We start from the raw sequence: 16426 nt of genomic DNA, 5'->3' as shown, positions 1-16426 counted from the left end.
GTTCCGCGTCCTTGCAATACTGTGTTTACATACAGTCTATCGCTTAGCGGAAAGTTCTTTTACCCTCAGCCGAAATGCCTGCCGTTGCTAGACATTGCCAGCCAGTGCCCGTCACTCCCACTCGATTGTAAACAAGCACACAAAACCCTTTAGTGACAACAATTTGCAAGAACTATCAGGCTCAGTGCCATGAAAAATACCATGACCAGATCATGAGGTTGAACACGGCTTGCGCCGGCAGCGTTCACGCTCCTGGTCGGCGATCTCGCCCGGCTGCAATGCTAGCTCAGCATCGGTCATGCGCTCCAGCACGTCGCGTAGGCGGATGGTGCAAGGAATGGGCGGCAGCTCGAACTCATAGCCGCCGGCGATCATTTCGGCCGCAATCTCCTCGGTGATGAAAAACGGCTCGTCGTCTTGGTTCGGCTTCTTCATGCCCTTTCCTCCTGGCGCTCATCCTGGCCGACAGCGGCCAGGGCATCGGCTTCCGTCAATGCGTCCTCCACGAACGCGCCGTGCTGCTTCGCTTCGGCCTGGCTGACCTCGGCCCATATCCGTTTCACCTGGGCCGCACTGTACCCGGCCAGCTCGGCGGTCTTGTTGATGCTGTAGCCGGACTTGCGCAGCGCGACAACTTGGGCGCGGCGCTTCGGATCAGCACGGCGGCCCTTGTACCGCCCGGCCTGGCGGGCCAACTCAATGCCTTGGCGCTGGCGTTCGCGCCTGTCCTCGTAGTCGTCGCGGGCCATCTGCAAGGCCAGGCGAAAAAGCATGATCTGCACGGCTTCCAGCACGATCTTGGCGACGCCCTGGGCCTCGGCCGCCAGGTCGGATAGATCGACCACGCCAGGGACGGCCAGGCTTGCGCCTTTGGCCTGTATCGAGGCCACCAGGCGCTCGGCCTCGGGCAAAGGTAGGCGGCTGATGCGGTCGATCTTCTCGGCAATGACCACCTCGCCGGGCTGTAGGTCGCCGATCATGCGCAGCAGCTCAGGCCGGTCGGCGCGTGCGCCGGATGCCTTCTCACGGTAGATGCCGGCGACGTAGTAGCCGGCGGCCTTCGCGGCCGTAGTGATCGCCTCTTGGCGTTCCAAGTCCTGCGCGTCGGTGCTGACGCGCAGATAGACCCGCGCCACCATCGGCGCGGCTACTGGCTTCGTCCTGCGCATACTTGCGGGCTCCTTTGGGCATACGCAAAGTGTCCGGTCATGCTACCCCCGGCCAAAAAGGCCGTCATGCGATTTATCTTGGCCGGGTCGTTATTGGCGGGTCTAAATGGCCGCTCCGTGGATCTCATCGCCAGAAATGGCGATGCGAGATCCAGGGCAGGGCGGCCGCCATCGTCAGACCTGGCGATGGTCGACGCCGGCGCGCATCGTCGGATGTGGCGATGCGAGCTCGAGGTCGGTGGCCACCGCCGGCGACCTGGTGCCATCGTCGGCAATGGCGATGCTGCAGCTCGACGTGCGCGGCCTGGTCGTCTCGGCATCGTCGGATGCGGCGATGCTCGAGCGAGGCGAAAAAAAACCGCCTCGGGGTGTCCGAGGCGGCAAGTCTGCATGCGGTTCAGGGAGGAAGAAACCGCGCCGGCGATCAGGGAGGAAAACCGCGCGGCCTGATGTGCAGCTCGGCCACTTTAGCCGGATTTTTCGACTTATCCGATGCGAGCGGCCCGCCGTGGGCGCTGCTCGATCTGCTGTTGCTTTTTCTCGACGTGCTTCTGCTCCTGGTGCTGCTGCTCGTCGCGCGGCACTGTTGCAAAGTTAGCGATGAGGCAGCCTTTTGTCTTATTCAAAGGCCTTACATTTCAAAAACTCTGCTTACCAGGCGCATTTCGCCCAGGGGATCACCATAATAAAATGCTGAGGCCTGGCCTTTGCGTAGTGCACGCATCACCTCAATACCTTTGATGGTGGCGTAAGCCGTCTTCATGGATTTAAATCCCAGCGTGGCGCCGATTATCCGTTTCAGTTTGCCATGATCGCATTCAATCACGTTGTTCCGGTACTTAATCTGTCGGTGTTCAACGTCAGACGGGCACCGGCCTTCGCGTTTGAGCAGAGCAAGCGCGCGACCATAGGCGGGCGCTTTATCCGTGTTGATGAATCGCGGGATCTGCCACTTCTTCACGTTGTTGAGGATTTTACCCAGAAACCGGTATGCAGCTTTGCTGTTACGACGGGAGGAGAGATAAAAATCGACAGTGCGGCCCCGGCTGTCGACGGCCCGGTACAGATACGCCCAGCGGCCATTGACCTTCACGTAGGTTTCATCCATGTGCCACGGGCAAAGATCGGAAGGGTTACGCCAGTACCAGCGCAGCCGTTTTTCCATTTCAGGCGCATAACGCTGAACCCAGCGGTAAATCGTGGAGTGATCGACATTCACTCCGCGTTCAGCCAGCATCTCCTGCAGCTCACGGTAACTGATGCCGTATTTGCAGTACCAGCGTACGGCCCACAGAATGATGTCACGCTGAAAATGCCGGCCTTTGAATGGGTTCATGTGCAGCTCCATCAGCAAAAGGGGATGATAAGTTTATCACCACCGACTATTTGCAACAGTGCCCTTTCGACTACCTCCCCTCAAAGCCATATCACGTACGTTAATCCTGACTTCATTAAAATCAGTGGTTTCACTGAGGAAGAACTATTAGGCCAGCCTCACAACATCGTAAGACACCCAGATATGCCGCCTGCTGCATTTGAGCATATGTGGAGTACATTAAAATCTGGCCGCTCATGGATGGGGCTAGTAAAAAATCGCTGTAAAAATGGCGACCACTATTGGGTAAGTGCTTATGTAACGCCAATAGCTAAGAATGGTTCGATTGTTGAATACCAGTCTGTAAGGACCAAGCCTGAACCTGAGCAGGTTTTGGCTGCGGAAAAATTATATGCTCAATTGAGAAGCGGGAAGGCCGCGAGGCCGAAATTGGCTGCTAGCTTTTCCGTGAAAATACTCTTGCTCATATGGGGTAGTATTATATCAAGCGCAATGGCTGCCGGCATGCTTACTGATACATCAATAAGCAGCTTATTGTTAGCCACTTTAATGTCAGGAAGCTTAAGCTCTGTTAGTGTTTTGGCTATTCTCTCTCCTCTTGGAAGACTGGTTGAAAGAGCCAGGAATATTTCCAATAACCCATTAAGTCAATCCCTCTACACTGGGCGCACCGATGAGTTTGGCCAAATAGAGTTTGCTTTACGAATGATGCAAGCTGAAACAGGCGCCATAGTAGGTCGCATAGGTGATGCATCAAATCGGCTTAGCGAACACACCCGAGGCCTACTAAAGGATATTGAGTCAAGCAATGTACTTACAGTTGAGCAGCAGGCAGAGACAGATCAAATAGCAACGGCAGTAAACCAAATGGTGGCAAGCATTCAAGAGGTTGCGAGCAATGCACAGCATGCTGCAGATGCGGCCGGAAGAGCAGACACTGAGACGGCATCTGGCCAGCGTCTGGTAGCCCACACAAGCCAGTCAATCACTGCCCTTGAAGGTGAAATTAGGCAAGCCACTCAGGTTATTCATGAGCTTGAAGGTCAAAGTAACGAGATATCAAAAGTTCTTGACGTTATACGAGGGATCGCCGAGCAAACGAATTTGTTGGCACTCAACGCAGCAATTGAGGCCGCGCGTGCTGGTGAGCAGGGGCGTGGTTTTGCTGTTGTCGCCGATGAGGTTCGCAGTCTTGCTGCTCGCACACAGCAATCGACAACGGATATTCAAAGCATGATCAGCGCTCTACAAGAGCGAGCGCAATCCGCTGTTACAGTCATGGAGCAAAGTAGTCGGCAAGCGCACACGAGTGTAGCTCACGCAGAGGAAGCAGCTACAGCTCTTGATGGAATTGGCCAACGCGTTAACGAAATTACCGACATGAACGCGCAAATAGCGACTGCGGTCGAGCAGCAGGGAGCAGTAAGTGAAGACATAAACCGCAGTATTATCAATATACGCGATGCTGCTGATACCAATGTACAGACCGGGCAGAATAATTTGCAAAGTGCGAAATCTGTCGCTCAGTTAACTAGCGCTCTGAGCGAACTGGCAAAACAGTTTTGGGAAAAACGAGGATAACGCTTTTCAGTATCTCGACAGGGATAACTTACTTTACCATCGGTTATCCCTTTTAGCCGCACAAATTTTAGCCATGGCTTTTCAGGAAGTCAGGGCTATCAGAATGGCCTTAGAAAGCCTAGTCAAAGAGCTGTCACGAGAACACCGTTAGCTTAGCGTACGATTTTTTCCGAATTCTGCGGTTCCCCCAATTTGCTGTTTGGTTGCCGGGTTTTCATCGAGGCCAAAGCAGATTTCGCCACGTAACTCCCGCACCGTTCTTTCCAGCGTCACACTGAAATTACTCCGGATAAACCGGGTATCAGCCCGCATCAGATCCAGCGCCGTTCTGATCCCCATCGTTTCAAGCCGCGCTGATATGCGCCTTCCCACTCCCCAGACTTCGGCCGCAGGCAGAATGGCCATCAGTTTATGCAGTCTGCGCTCGTCAGTCAGGGCAACCACGCCCCTGGTGGCTGGCCAGGTCTTGGCGGCGTGATTACACAGTTTTGCCAGCGTTTTGGTAAAACTGACGCCCACTCCACAGGTCAGCGTCGTATGACGTTGCACTTCACGCCGCAGCTGATGCCCGAATGCCTCCAGGTTCATTGCCGTTTCCATCCCACGACAGTCCACAAAGAGTTCGTCAATTGAATACTGCTCCACACGGGAAGACAGCGATTCCACTACCGCCGCAAAACGCGCTGACATGGAGGCATACAGGGTGTAGTTTGAACTGAATACGGCCACGTTATGCGCTTCAATAAGCGGCCTCGCTTTGAAATAGGGTTCCCCCATTTTCAGTCCTGCCAGTTTTGCAAGCCGGTTCCGGGCCACGATCGCCCCGTCGTTGTTGCTGAGGCAACATACCGCACGGCTGGCCAGGTCAGGCCGGAAGGCACTCTCACAGGCGGCATACATGCCGTTTACATCAATGAGGGCAAACACTACAGATGTCTCATCACAGAATGGCTGACAACGCCCCACAGCTGCACGGTGTCACTGTCAGGATCGAAATAGAGCGGGCTGTAGGCAGGATTCATTGGCATCAGGCAGGGGCGGGGGTGCAGCAGCAGTCGCTTCACGGTAAATTCATTGTCCACGGCGGCAATCACAATACTGCCGTGCTCAGGCTCCAGGGCGCGATCGACAACCAGTACGTCGCCATCGTGAATCCGGGCGTCTTCCATGCTGTTGCCTTCCACACGCAGAAAATAGGTTGCAGAGGGATGTCTGACGCAATATTCATGCAGGTTCAGATCCTGCTTTTCATATCCAGCTGCAGGAGATGGAAAACCTGCAGGAATGCGTTCTGTATAGATCGGCCGGCCCGGCAGCAGCGTGTCGGGTCGGGGCTCAATGATAGTAAGCATGTCATACACCCTCCTCTTTGTCGCGGTAGGGATACCCGTTACCGGATACCCCCCGCACAGATCCCGGCGTGCGCGATTTACGCACCGGGCTCCTGCCTCGGGTGTCTGGCGGTGAACCGCTCCACAGGCCATGGATGAAGAACCCGAACCCTTGGTAGCCATGCGGCTGCCAGTTTGTTTGCTTTCGTCCAGGTCGTATCATCCTTCTGGCTCCTGCGCCTGAGCGCCCGGCGCCAGAGGTTTGTTACGTGTGTCCTGAACTTCTGCATGGTGGGGAAGTTGCCCGGTACCGAGTGATAGTTCAGGTATCCCTGAACCACTCTCCTGAGCCATTTTCCCTGTTCGGGGATTGAGTAATGCCAGCGCCTTCGCAGACCGTCTTTGATGGCTTTCAGAGTTGCCGTCATCCGATCCCGGCGGGTCTTTCGTATCAGCATGAACCTGCCGTTGCGATCTTTCCCGCTGATGTGCGTGAACCCGAGGAAGTTGAACGTTTCTGGTTTGCCTTTTCCCCTGATGGCACGGTTTTCGGCAGCGAAGCGGCCGAACTCCATCAGACGGGTTTTCTCCGGGTGAACCGTGAGTCCGAACTCCCTCAGTCTGCGCTGCATGGCTATACGGAAGCGCCGGGCATCGTATCGTTTGTCGAACCCGATGACGATGTCATCGGCGTATCTGACCATTACCACATTGCCTGTGGCATAGCGACGTCGCCACTGATGCGCCCACAGATCGAAGACGTAGTGGAGGTATATGTTTGCCAGCAGCGGTGAGATGACCGCACCCTGTGGGGTGCCTTCCTCCGTTGCTCGCCATTGACCCTCCTCCGACGTCCCGGCTGTGAGCCACTTACGTATGAGCCTGATTACCCTCCGGTCGCCGATCCGATGCTCTGTGAACCTGATCAGCCATTCGTGGCTCACCCTGTCGAAGAACTGACTGATGTCGGCATCCAGTACCCAGTTTACGTTAGTGCGTACCAGCCCTGTGGCCAGTGCGTCCAGTGCATCGTGCTGGCTTCGCCCGGGTCTGAACCCGTATGAGAACCCCATAAAGTCGTTTTCATAGACTGCGTTCAGGATTTTCACCAGCGCATACTGGACGATCTTGTCCTCCAGCGAGGCGATGCCGAGCGGGCGTTGTTTTCCATCCGCTTTTGGGATGTAGTGACGCCTGCCGGGCTGCGCCCTGTAGCTGCCCTGATGTAGCCTCCGGTGCAGATCTGTTATGTTGTTCTTCATGTTTCCGGCGTAGTCCATCCACCTGATGCCATCCACTCCGGCGGCCGCTTTCCTGCTCAGGGAGAGGAATGCGGCTTCCAGTGCTTCGACTGTCAGCAGGTGGAACAATGCTGTAAACCGTTCTTTCTTCCGCTGCTTCGCAGCTTCCCGCACGCGTGACAGCCTCTGTGACATGCTTTCCCGGCTCTGTGTCCGGCGCATGTGTGGCTGTTCCGCGTTCCCCTTGGCCCCGCTCCTTCGCTCCACTGACTCCGCTCCTTTCGGGTTGTTCGCCTGCTTCGCCGCTACTATGAGCGAGTCCGACTTCTCCTCTCCGTACATCACCGGCTATGACTCCTCGTCTTCCCGGTGCGGGCCATCTCCGACACTGGCAGATGGTCAGAGGGGAGATCTCCCGGTTCCCGCGTAGAGATCGTATTGACATGCCAGGGTCTCAGACCCCGCCGGGTCCATGTGGCACTCGCAGTATCGCACCCTATGATGTTGCCTTCCGTTAACAGTACAACGTCGGCACCCGGTAATTTAATATACATTTCGTGGCTCAATGGCTGGCCTGTCAACACCCCTGTCAACGCTTCGCCCCATACCTCGCGGTATGCAACGCATGACTCGGGGACCTTGTGGATTGCTGGTCCTTCAATGGTCGGGGACTTTCACCCCTTGATCTCTAACCGGTCTCCCGGCGCACACTGTACATATAAACAGTATATACAGTTTTAGCGAAGGGGGAAGGTGGGGCTAAGGTGCGCTGTCGCGCGGCTTAGCCGATCGGGCCAACAATCGGTGCAGATAAGTCAGGGAGGCATCACCTTCAGGCTGCACCTGCCAGTCACTGCGGATAAACAGCGTCACCAGTCCCGGTACATTCCCTGTCAGACGCACCAACAAAGGATTTATCTGTCGGCCGTCGTCGTCAAATGCGGCATCGAGACTGGAGCGTGAAAGATAAATGCCGTTCACGCCGGCATTCAGGGTTACGGCATTCCGGCCGGACCATTCCCGGTCGCTTAACACACGGTAATTCCAGTTCATAGCCTTCGCTGCCTCCAGCGCATGGTTCAGCCGGAACAGATCATTTTGCTCAGACAACTCGCCGGTACAGGAATGCCACAGGTAATTCAGCTTACTGGCCAGCTGCGCATTGACGCCCAGCTGACGGCCCTGTTTAAGCAGCCACTCAATGTCGGAAGCGACATCGCGCGAAAAACGACGTTGTCTCAGCGCGGTCGCCAGCCAGCGGGTGAGAAAGAGATTTTCCTGTGCCGGTGACACCACGTCACCGTTCTGCCTGGCTAAGGCCAGCGCCACCAGGGCACACCACGCCAGATGGGCCGATTTTCCTGACTGATTCACCGCGGGCTTTTTTCCTTTGTTCAGGGGAATGAATATATCTTAACCGGAAGCGGGTCTTATCCGGAACCGTTGACCCCGGATTGAACATCAGGCCCGGACTGGCGAGCAGTGCGCAGCCAGTCTTCTGAATGCCGCTTTGCGGCATGGAGGCGCCAGATGAATTTAAGCAGGGCTCAGTCGGTTAGTGGCGCCGTCGCCCGGCGAAGCCGGTTACCGTTTTGAAAGGTTCTACCTATCCCATCCCTCGCCCTGTTAAGCCATACCCGCTAAATACGGCATAGAGGCTTCTGTGCGCGGTCGGAGTGGTCACGACAAGGCGAAGCCGCAGTCGGGGCGTATCTCCGCGTTAGCGGGCCGTCAGGGCCGCTTACGAGCGTGTATTCCTGGCTTACCGCAGTCGAACTTACAGCGGTCCAGGAATCTAGTTACAACATCCATCATTAAAAGCGATGGTGTTCCCCGGCCTGTGGCCGGGGGCGGCGGCGCTTTTCAGTGGTGGGTTCGCTTCCTGCTGGCAGATCTCAGCTCTGAGCCACTTGCCCCGCGCGTGAGCGTGGGGTGCTACTTATGAGGCGCTTGCGCCGATTGGTTCTGGTTATTCACTTTTCAAAGGGAATAACAGTAATGTCTTTTTATTTGGTTTTATCTTTTATATTACGTAAGTAATTAAAAGATAAACCAAAAGAGTAATTGCACCGAACCGTTTGCACTTCACTGTAACTTACCCACAAGGTATACAGCAGTTATCGGCCATCGCAACACAAATGTGGCCAAACCGGTTACTGCCGGCAGGGAAATTCACCTGGTAGCTGGCAATAGTTTCCGTTGGATGGTGTTTTTTTGTACTGGGTTTTATTGCAGACGTGCAGAGTTCCCGCCAGTTAAGGCGGTTGTTCGCGTGAACAATCAGGCGGGTGTAAGAGCGTAGTAGGCTTGTTTTAGCTGGCGTGCGGCGTCACGCTTTGATTTCATCCTGGCTAACCCGGCAGCGGCCTTACGCATCCAGTTTTCAACCTTGATCGCAATTAACCGCTGATCACCAGAGTGGATGACTTCATTCTGATCGACGTTCAGCAGCCGTGCGCGCTCCCGGTAAACCTGCTTGAGCGGAACGCCGAGAATGGCAAAGAAATCTTCTGTGACCTCGATGTGCTTACAGGCACAGCGGGCGTCATAAGGATTGAAGGGGGCTTTTTCTGTAATGATAGCGTTGAGCCAGACCAAGCGGTCACAGCCCCGGCTGGCACGGGAGATCGACACATGGCCGGATTGACTGCGCGTGGCCAAGCCGGCACGTTCGGCCAGCGTTTCCAGGTTGTGTCTGGTTTGCCAGTCTCTAAAATCAAGATCGTCAAGGATGGCCAGCAACAGTTCACACAGCGTTTCCAGTCCGAACCGGTTTGCCTCATTGACCCAATACTTGTTATACCGGATGCGGCGGCGCAGTTCTGCTGTGATTTTCAGACGCCCCGCAGGCGTGGCCAGTGACCGGATCAACCGGTTCAGGAACCGGCGGCGGCGGCGCGAAGCCACGTTATAGCAAGGGGTCTGATTGGGTATGCCCGTAGGCCGGGTTTTAAGATGGAGACTTGTTTCAGTCACACCCGCCCGAACTTATGGCGAGTGGGGGTTGTGTTAGAATCTGCATTTGCTATAATCCTTCACAGGCCAGCGCCTGCTTTTGGACCCCCTGATTTCTGAATCCACCGCCAAGTTGATAGCAGATTTCAGGGGGTTTTTGCATTCAGGGGCCGTAAATTCATCACCCCTTCCCTTTGGACGCTATTCCGGGAACGTCCCACCCAAGTAATTCCTACAAACCGTTGTAAACTACCATGTTGCGTAGCAAGGATCAATTTATAAAAGGAGATCCGTGAATGATCGCTCACAATAAAACCACGCATATATGCAATATATGACATAATCGCATATATATGATTTCTCACAAAAAAATCTGCAGTGCTAAGTCCTGAACGCATTCAAGATCGTATTGAAGTCCCTGTTTCTATAGGCAAGTCAGTGTACCACGCTGCCGATAGCAGCACTGTGTGTTGTAACACTATCAAGCCATAAAAAAAGGCCGCCTGAATAATCAGACGGCCTAAGCTTATTTATTTTCTGCGGATGTTCCTTTTAACTGTTCGGCAAAATCCAGACAGTCAGACAGCCAGAACTGCCTTGTCTTTCCCTTTAACTGACTTACCGGCGCCGGTAATGGTATTCCGCGAAATATATTAGTGGTGGATGCGGCGACACCGAGTTCATGCTCTGGTACTCCCAGCATGAGCGCAAACTCGCGCGTCCTGATTTGCACATCGTTATGACGGCAGGGATTTTTTCTTTGTGTGTTTTCAGACATAACTGCCTTTGTTAATACGTCGATTTCCAGTCACGTCCTGTGTCCCAGCGGGACTTCCAGTGTTCCAGATAGACGCTGGCCACCTGTGGCATATCATTCAGAACCAGTGCATTTTCTGAATTCGTATATTCCGCTGCTTTGGTGAAGTTGAACGAGCCGGTTTCAACCGTGTTCTGGTCGATGATGATGACTTTGTCATGGTGGATTTTATAGGCATCCGTCAGACGGACTTTCACGCCGGCATTCACCAGTATATTGAGTGCGGCTTTCGAATATTTGTTCTGGTTTTCTCTCTTATCCAGGATGACTTTAACGTCCACACCACGCCGACTGGCGGACGCCAGTGCTTTCGCAATATCCGCAGCCGTAAGGTTATATCCCAACATACGCACAGAGCTTTGTGCATTGTTAATGGTCTTCAGTACCAGTTCCTGTGCGGTCCCTTCCGGACTGAAACCGACCTGCACGGAAGGGGCGGCGATAGCTGACAGGGACGAAGAGAGTGTGGTGGCCATCACGGCTGCTACCAGTATTTTTTTAAACATGGATATACCTTTGAGAACGTGGCCACCCGGGCAGGCGGCCGAAGATCAGTAAGAGAAACCGTCAGCCTGTTGAGTGACGGCCGACTGGTGAATGTGCTGGTATTTTTCCAGCTCATCCTTTTTGACGGACAGTTTTTCCGGCTCCGGGTATTCGACGCGGTAACGGCCTCTGGTCTCGGTCAGTACAGCGGCGGCGAGGCTGAGCAGCTGCGTCGCGCGCTGGACTGTATTGGGGGGCGTGGGTGCGACTTCGTCGAAATACATGGCCTCATCTGCAATGGCATACAGCACGCCATCCTGAATGATCATGCTGTCAGGGGCGTGCCTGATCTTGTCATTTTTCACGATGGCCATAATGCGGTTGATACTGGCCGGACGAGGGCGGTCACGGCGGACTTTTGCCGGCAGCAGGTGAGACAGGCTGTCATACGTTGGCCATTCCACCTCAACAAACCGGTTGATGCGGACGTCCTTGTCGGTGATTTTGTCGTCATCCGCGATGTACAGGGCGTTGTTCCGGATGACGGCCCCTTTGAAGACCGTGGCCTGCTCCCCCTGGTTTAAAGCCTGCAGTTCATCAAAGGGCAGTTTCGGTTTCTCCTGGACCGTAACGCGCCCGGTATCGGCATAGCTCCCCCCGATCGCGCCGGCGCGGTATTCCATACTGTCCTGAATGGCCTGGTATTCCATCCCGGCTGATTTCGCGGCGAACTCTGCGGTTTCAGTTGGATCGATGATGGTCCCGAAGATGCGGGTGAACATGTTGCCGAGCAGCGTCCAGAGCTTATCCCCCACGGCCGTTTTGAGCTTCTGCAGGTCCTGACCTGCCAGAACGAGCGCATAGCCGAGGGAGCGGACCTGGGTGGCCAGCTGACCGATGGTATCGGAGTAGTACGAACCGACCTCATCTGCCAGCCATAAAAAGGGAAAGCGGTCCCTGAATTTTTTGATAACCAGTATGTCTTCCGCTTTCCCCTCCATCCTTTCGCCCAGGTCCTGGCTCAGGATCATCGCCAGCTGGGAGGTTGTCAGCCGCCCCAACGTGAGCGCTTCTGACGCGGAGAGCTCCAGTGCCGGGATAAGGATGACGAGAATACGGTCATTGTGGACCACATCCCGCAGGTCAATATCGCCGGCGCCGGATGAAAACACGTGGCCATAGGTATCGCTGAAGAGTGACAGCATACGGTTGTACTGGCTCGTCAGATAACCATGCTGGTTACGCGCCTCCTGCGACCACTCTGATGGCTTGGTGATCAGGCTCATATCAAAGCCCGGCACGCTGGTTGAGAGATAATTACGCAGCCCGGTTCGAATTTCTTCGTGCCATTCCTCAGCTTCAGCCTGCAGATAGAGCTCCGCGAACTTATCCAGGGAGAGGTACTCCTGGATCAGCCGCTGCGACATCACCTTTTGTTCCTTGCGGCTTTTGTAAATCAGGGCCTTTGTCAGGACCTGGTTCATCCCCTTGGCTTTCTCCTGCCAGGTACGGTCGTTGCCGGCTTCCGGCATCATGGAATCCATCAGCTGCGTGATGTAGGTTTCCTGGGCCAGCGCAAACGGGTTCGTGTTATTGGACTGCTGGCGTGATTTGTCATTCTCCAGCAGGCGCTGAGAGCGGCTCTGGCCGCCGGTGATGTAGTTCAGCAACCGCAGATCGTCTTCACGGCCAAAGCGGCGGGACAGGGAGGCGACAGCAAACCAGACGTCATTCTGGGCCTTACCGTCAGAGAAGATCAGCCCTTTCGCCCAACACAGTGCATTTAACACAAAACCAAGCAACATCTCGGTTTTGCCGGCACCGGTGGTGGCCATAAGAATGAGATGGCGCGTCAGGTCATCCATGCGCAGCCATATCTCACGGCCGCCATCGAGCGTGCGTTCGTATCCGGTATAGAACACGCCCGCCGCCTTTTCCATATGCCGGTTAAGCTTAGTGACGGGCAGAAAGCCCAGCAGTTTGCCGGGTCGCATGGTTTCCGTTGACGGATCCAGCCTGTCCATGTCCATTGGCATCCTCGCCGGCATTCGGAATTCATTCAGCATGAACATCGGGACCCAGACCAGCATGACCGGAATGGCCGCCCACAGAAGGACAGGCCAGACTATTGCCGCACCAAATATGGCGATAATGGCGAGCAGCAGGGGGCCGGTGCGATACGCCATCTCTTCGACCATGCTCTGATGTACCTGACGCTGCAGCCGGGCGGCATCGACCGGTTTCTGCTTCTGTTGCATATCAGTTCTCCGCGTTGCTGTGCTCTGTCATGAAGGCGCGCAGGGTGGCCGGATCTTTCATCGTTGACTGCGGTACATGGCGGCCGTCGTCGGCAATGACCCAGGGCGTGCCGGGGATACGGTATTGCCTGAACGCGACATCGTTAATGGCCAGCGCCTCGCCGGCGATTTTCCAGCGTTTATAATCGGGTTGTACCGGGGCTTCTTTTTGATCGTCACCGGTTTTCTTTTTGCCAATGGTGAGCATGCCCTCGTCAACCGAAAACAGTTTCTTCCAGGCCGCAGCGCGGTGCGCCGTCTCCAGATACAGGACAGACTGGATTTTCCGGACAGATTTCTCTTTACCAATCGCAGAGACGGGGAAGACCACCACGTTGTATTCATTACCTAATGCTTCGACGACCGGCTCCCAGTTTTTGCAGTTAGGGCACTCCGGATCGGCAAAAACGTACAGTGTCCGTTCGTGTCCGGAAGACAGGGGGACGGTGAAATAGCCGCGGCCTGCTGCTTTCTGCAGGTTCTGCATAATGTGTGGGCTCAGCGTTTCCTGACTGGCCACGGAAACCGGCCGGGTTGCTGAGGGCCGGACAGGGGAAGCTGTCGGCATCGGCTGGCCATTGTCGGCATTCGGTGTTGTGTGGTTGCCAAAATAGGGATTACCCGGCGCAGGGTTGCGCAGCTCCGGTAGTCCCTGGAAGCGCGCTGCGGCTGTTTCCTCCGAGGCATTCCGGGGCTCTTCCTGTCCGAACGGCGGCATGCCCGCTGAGGGTGTTGCAGGCGCAAAACGCCAGACGGCAAAACAGCTAACCAGCAGCGCAGCCGCGGGCAGGAGGGTTTTCTTCCACTTTATTTTCGGCTTACGATCGCTGAGTACCCGTGTAATGACAGACAGCAGTTGTTCTGCCTCTTTGTAGTCCAGCGCCCGGTATACCGGATGGCTACTGTCGGTATTCAGGCTGACCATCAGCGTGCCCCCTTCGATCCAGAAACTCGGGTCCTCACTCACATTGAGGGAAAAAATCGGTGTGTCGTCATTCAGTGAAGCAATCAGGTGATTACCGGAGATACGGGCATTAAATGTCGGAGTCATCATCGTTGGGGCCTTATATAAAAGCAGGTTCATCGTCGTCCGTCGCCTCACAGGCTGCGGCGTCATGTGATACGTGAGGTGTGGTAACGGTCGATACGGCAGCTGAGGCGGTATCAGTGAGGGGGGGAGTGGACGGCCCGGTGTGTCTCCCGGCGTCCTGGTCGGGATGCGCCTCCGCTGCAGCAGCATTATCTTCAGGCTGTTCTGCTTCTGCAGGTTCCGGTTCATCGCCCTGGAGGTCAGTAAAGCTGTCCTGGCTGAGCGTCGGGGGTAACCAGTCAGGTGCTTTCTTCCGGCGTTCGGTTTTTTTCACGCGTCGCTCATGCACCAGACCCAGCCCTTCCAGCTCGTACTGCAGCCCGTCGATGGCGGATTCGACATAATCGATCTGCAATGGCAGCTTCTCTTTTCGTACCACGATTTCAAAACGCGTCTGAGCAATGACGCCTGCCCCCTCCACAAACACGCTGGCGGTATCGGCACCGTGCAGGGCATACCAGAGCGTGCGATCGATGGGCTTCAGCCAGAGATACTGTGACGGCGGTAGGCGAATATCGTGGCCCAGCAGGCCGCTGAGAGCCGTTCTGACGTACTGGTGTGTGGCATGGATTTCTTTCATCCCCTCCGCCTGCCAGACCGTCAGAAAGGCTTTTTCTGCTCGGGAAAAATCAGGACGGTACAGATTTTTCGTGCGCTTACGTTCTTTACGGTTGCGCGGGAGGCAGCTGCGGTTCAGATCATCCAGCAGTTTTTTGGCAGCCTTACGGTCATTCATCAACACCTGCAGGCCGAACACGGCAAACAGGGCTTTCTCATAATCCTGCAATGTGTCCGGAGAGGCAGACAACCGTGTACCCAGCTGAGAGATAAAAACGTCACGGGCTTTTTCCCGGTCCAGTATGCGCGAGGCGATAAGACCATGCCTGGCGGCGAACTCTTCCGGTTTTTCCGCCCAGCGGCGTTCCGGGCCGTCATCGTTCATTAACAGGTCCGGCGACCGGCTTTCTGCCAGCACCGGCACAATGGCCGGCGACCATTTGCTCATGATCTGCGGCAGCGTGTGGATATTGACGATACGCTTGCTCTTCATGGGCCGGGACGGATGGTTTTTGATGCCGACCAGCGCACTGATGGCGATGGGGAGAAGAAAAATCAGCAGGATGCCGGACGTTTCATTCATCACGGCGAACCAGTCATGCCAGGAGATAGACTGGGCGTGATTGCCGGTACGGGCCAGCAGGTTGATTTTTTCCGCGACCCAGGGATGGATACGCTGAAAATCGACCATCCCCCAGAGCCAGTAGAGCAGCAGGCACGATACCCATACAAATTTACTGAACCACAGCCAGCAGATAATCACGAGGGCGGCAGGGATCAGCAGAAAGCCGTAGGCGTCATCATGGCCGGAAGTGGCCTGACGGTTCTGAGACATAGGGACCTCATTAACACGATAAGCGGATCAGAGATGCAGAAACTGAAAGCCCCCGGGAACCGGGGGCGGTATGGCAGAGGGGACGTTAACGCGACGGGGTATCAGGTGTAGCTGAACACCGTCAGACCGGTCTCTTTGCGGGCGGTACGGGCACGCTCATGGGCCTTCTGAGGGAACTGCAGGTCGGCATACTGCCGGTGCTCCATCGCACAGATGACGTCATACAGCGCGGCAGAATATTTCTCACCGCCCGGTGCATCGACGCTGACGCTGGGGAGTTCCGGGTTTTTGGTTTTGAGGGTGATGACATCGCCCTTATACGCCACCCGCGTCCAGCTGGACATGTCCATCCCCATCACATCGTATTCTCCCTTGCGGCGCATACTGACGTAGAGCAGGGTTCCCCGGATGGCATCCACACCCAGATAGGTCCGGTTGCCCGAGATGATGACGTTCCCTTTCTGCGGCATAAACTCCTCACCACTGACGGCCTCCACCACGCTGTTCAGGGCGCGGCGGCGTTTTTGCAGGGTAAACTGCCGAATGATGAACGGTGCGACAAAAAGAGCCCAAAATATTAGCGCTATTTCCCCATCACCATCTTCTGAAGAAATCGTGTGGAAGAAGGCAAAAAACAGGCATATCGGGAGATAAATCATCGCGGCCCAGAATTTTAACAGTGACACGAAGGTCTCCATGCCGGTACGTTCCCGCTGGCTTGCCATAAGCA

The 16426-nt window shown here is 55.4% G+C and carries 16 protein-coding genes; 1 reads left to right on the top strand and 15 read right to left on the bottom strand.

The genetic code is table 11. The features are described from left to right. Positions 1-210: 210 nt before the first annotated feature. The 4 genes from KB890_RS27115 to KB890_RS27100 all read right to left on the bottom strand — a co-directional run bounded on the left by KB890_RS27115 (position 211) and on the right by KB890_RS27100 (position 2505). Positions 211-435, bottom strand: coding sequence for a hypothetical protein (locus KB890_RS27115; protein WP_000743213.1), 225 nt, complete (start codon positions 433-435; stop codon positions 211-213). After that, positions 432-1169 (bottom strand): recombinase family protein, encoded by a 738-nt coding sequence (locus KB890_RS27110; RefSeq protein WP_001446887.1) that lies wholly within the window; start codon positions 1167-1169, stop codon positions 432-434. Before KB890_RS27110 ends, KB890_RS27115 begins: the two co-directional genes overlap by 4 nt. Positions 1170-1654: 485 nt before the next feature. Continuing rightward, on the bottom strand, positions 1655-1795 hold the full coding sequence (locus KB890_RS27105; protein WP_001044210.1) for a hypothetical protein: 141 nt from the start codon (positions 1793-1795) through the stop codon (positions 1655-1657). 5 nt (positions 1796-1800) lie between these two features. Continuing rightward, positions 1801-2505, bottom strand: a complete 705-nt coding sequence (locus tag KB890_RS27100) for an IS6-like element IS26 family transposase (RefSeq protein WP_001067855.1) — start codon at positions 2503-2505, stop codon at positions 1801-1803. A 24-nt stretch (positions 2506-2529) separates the two neighbouring features. Here KB890_RS27100 and KB890_RS27095 point away from each other — a divergent pair, with 24 nt between their 5' ends. Continuing rightward, positions 2530-4086: a methyl-accepting chemotaxis protein gene (locus tag KB890_RS27095; protein ID WP_053897648.1), complete on the top strand. Its 1557-nt coding sequence runs from the start codon at positions 2530-2532 to the stop codon at positions 4084-4086. A gap of 147 nt (positions 4087-4233) precedes the next feature. Here KB890_RS27095 and KB890_RS27090 read toward each other — a convergent pair whose 3' ends face one another. From KB890_RS27090 to excA, 11 genes are all read right to left on the bottom strand, one after another. Further along, on the bottom strand, positions 4234-5013 hold the full coding sequence (locus tag KB890_RS27090; protein WP_108970993.1) for a Y-family DNA polymerase: 780 nt from the start codon (positions 5011-5013) through the stop codon (positions 4234-4236). Continuing rightward, positions 5013-5438, bottom strand: coding sequence for a translesion error-prone DNA polymerase V autoproteolytic subunit (gene umuD, locus KB890_RS27085; RefSeq protein WP_045325066.1), 426 nt, complete (start codon positions 5436-5438; stop codon positions 5013-5015). Before umuD ends, KB890_RS27090 begins: the two co-directional genes overlap by 1 nt. Before the next feature lie 77 nt (positions 5439-5515). Next, positions 5516-7003: a group II intron reverse transcriptase/maturase gene (gene ltrA, locus KB890_RS27080; RefSeq protein WP_004178082.1), complete on the bottom strand. Its 1488-nt coding sequence runs from the start codon at positions 7001-7003 to the stop codon at positions 5516-5518. A 414-nt stretch (positions 7004-7417) separates the two neighbouring features. Further along, the gene (locus tag KB890_RS27075) at positions 7418-8032 is read right to left on the bottom strand and encodes a DUF2913 family protein (RefSeq protein WP_032440595.1); all 615 of its coding nucleotides are present in this window, start codon (positions 8030-8032) and stop codon (positions 7418-7420) included. 906 nt (positions 8033-8938) lie between these two features. Then, on the bottom strand, positions 8939-9634 hold the full coding sequence (locus KB890_RS27070) for a RepA family replication protein (RefSeq protein ID WP_254910806.1): 696 nt from the start codon (positions 9632-9634) through the stop codon (positions 8939-8941). Positions 9635-10139: 505 nt separating this feature from the next. Next, a complete protein-coding gene (locus tag KB890_RS27065; protein ID WP_113394424.1) occupies positions 10140-10391 on the bottom strand; it encodes a hypothetical protein in 252 nt (83 codons plus the stop codon). A gap of 11 nt (positions 10392-10402) precedes the next feature. Further along, entirely contained in the window at positions 10403-10936 is a 534-nt protein-coding gene (locus KB890_RS27060) for a phospholipase D family nuclease (RefSeq protein ID WP_032440594.1), read from the bottom strand. 45 nt (positions 10937-10981) lie between these two features. Further along, positions 10982-13174, bottom strand: a complete 2193-nt coding sequence (gene trbC / locus KB890_RS27055) for an F-type conjugative transfer protein TrbC (protein WP_032440593.1) — start codon at positions 13172-13174, stop codon at positions 10982-10984. Between the two features lies 1 nt (position 13175). After that, positions 13176-14330: a thioredoxin fold domain-containing protein gene (locus KB890_RS27050; protein ID WP_157769471.1), complete on the bottom strand. Its 1155-nt coding sequence runs from the start codon at positions 14328-14330 to the stop codon at positions 13176-13178. After that, on the bottom strand, positions 14278-15696 hold the full coding sequence (locus tag KB890_RS27045; RefSeq protein ID WP_063666705.1) for a secretion/conjugation apparatus DotM-related subunit: 1419 nt from the start codon (positions 15694-15696) through the stop codon (positions 14278-14280). The genes KB890_RS27050 and KB890_RS27045 overlap by 53 nt, the downstream gene beginning before the upstream one ends. A gap of 101 nt (positions 15697-15797) precedes the next feature. Continuing rightward, positions 15798-16421: a plasmid IncI1-type surface exclusion protein ExcA gene (excA, locus tag KB890_RS27040; RefSeq protein ID WP_032440592.1), complete on the bottom strand. Its 624-nt coding sequence runs from the start codon at positions 16419-16421 to the stop codon at positions 15798-15800. Positions 16422-16426 lie beyond the last annotated feature (5 nt).

Origin of the sequence: Klebsiella sp. P1954 (genome assembly GCF_018199955.1) — a bacterium.
Taxonomy (GTDB): Bacteria; Pseudomonadota; Gammaproteobacteria; order Enterobacterales; family Enterobacteriaceae; genus Klebsiella; species Klebsiella pneumoniae.
The sequence above is the reverse complement of the archived record's forward strand: the minus strand, read 5'-3'. Positions and strand labels throughout refer to the sequence as shown.

Coding starts and splice junctions, on each gene's coding strand:
- KB890_RS27115 (WP_000743213.1), bottom strand. CDS start 435: ATGAAGAAGCCGAACCAAGACGACGAGCCGTTTTTCATCACCGAGGAG.
- KB890_RS27110 (WP_001446887.1), bottom strand. CDS start 1,169: ATGCGCAGGACGAAGCCAGTAGCCGCGCCGATGGTGGCGCGGGTCTAT.
- KB890_RS27100 (WP_001067855.1), bottom strand. CDS start 2,505: ATGAACCCATTCAAAGGCCGGCATTTTCAGCGTGACATCATTCTGTGG.
- KB890_RS27095 (WP_053897648.1), top strand. CDS start 2,530: ATGATAAGTTTATCACCACCGACTATTTGCAACAGTGCCCTTTCGACT.
- umuD (WP_045325066.1), bottom strand. CDS start 5,438: ATGCTTACTATCATTGAGCCCCGACCCGACACGCTGCTGCCGGGCCGG.
- KB890_RS27065 (WP_113394424.1), bottom strand. CDS start 10,391: ATGTCTGAAAACACACAAAGAAAAAATCCCTGCCGTCATAACGATGTG.
- KB890_RS27060 (WP_032440594.1), bottom strand. CDS start 10,936: ATGTTTAAAAAAATACTGGTAGCAGCCGTGATGGCCACCACACTCTCT.
- trbC (WP_032440593.1), bottom strand. CDS start 13,174: ATGCAACAGAAGCAGAAACCGGTCGATGCCGCCCGGCTGCAGCGTCAG.
- KB890_RS27050 (WP_157769471.1), bottom strand. CDS start 14,330: ATGACGCCGCAGCCTGTGAGGCGACGGACGACGATGAACCTGCTTTTA.
- KB890_RS27045 (WP_063666705.1), bottom strand. CDS start 15,696: ATGTCTCAGAACCGTCAGGCCACTTCCGGCCATGATGACGCCTACGGC.
- excA (WP_032440592.1), bottom strand. CDS start 16,421: ATGGCAAGCCAGCGGGAACGTACCGGCATGGAGACCTTCGTGTCACTG.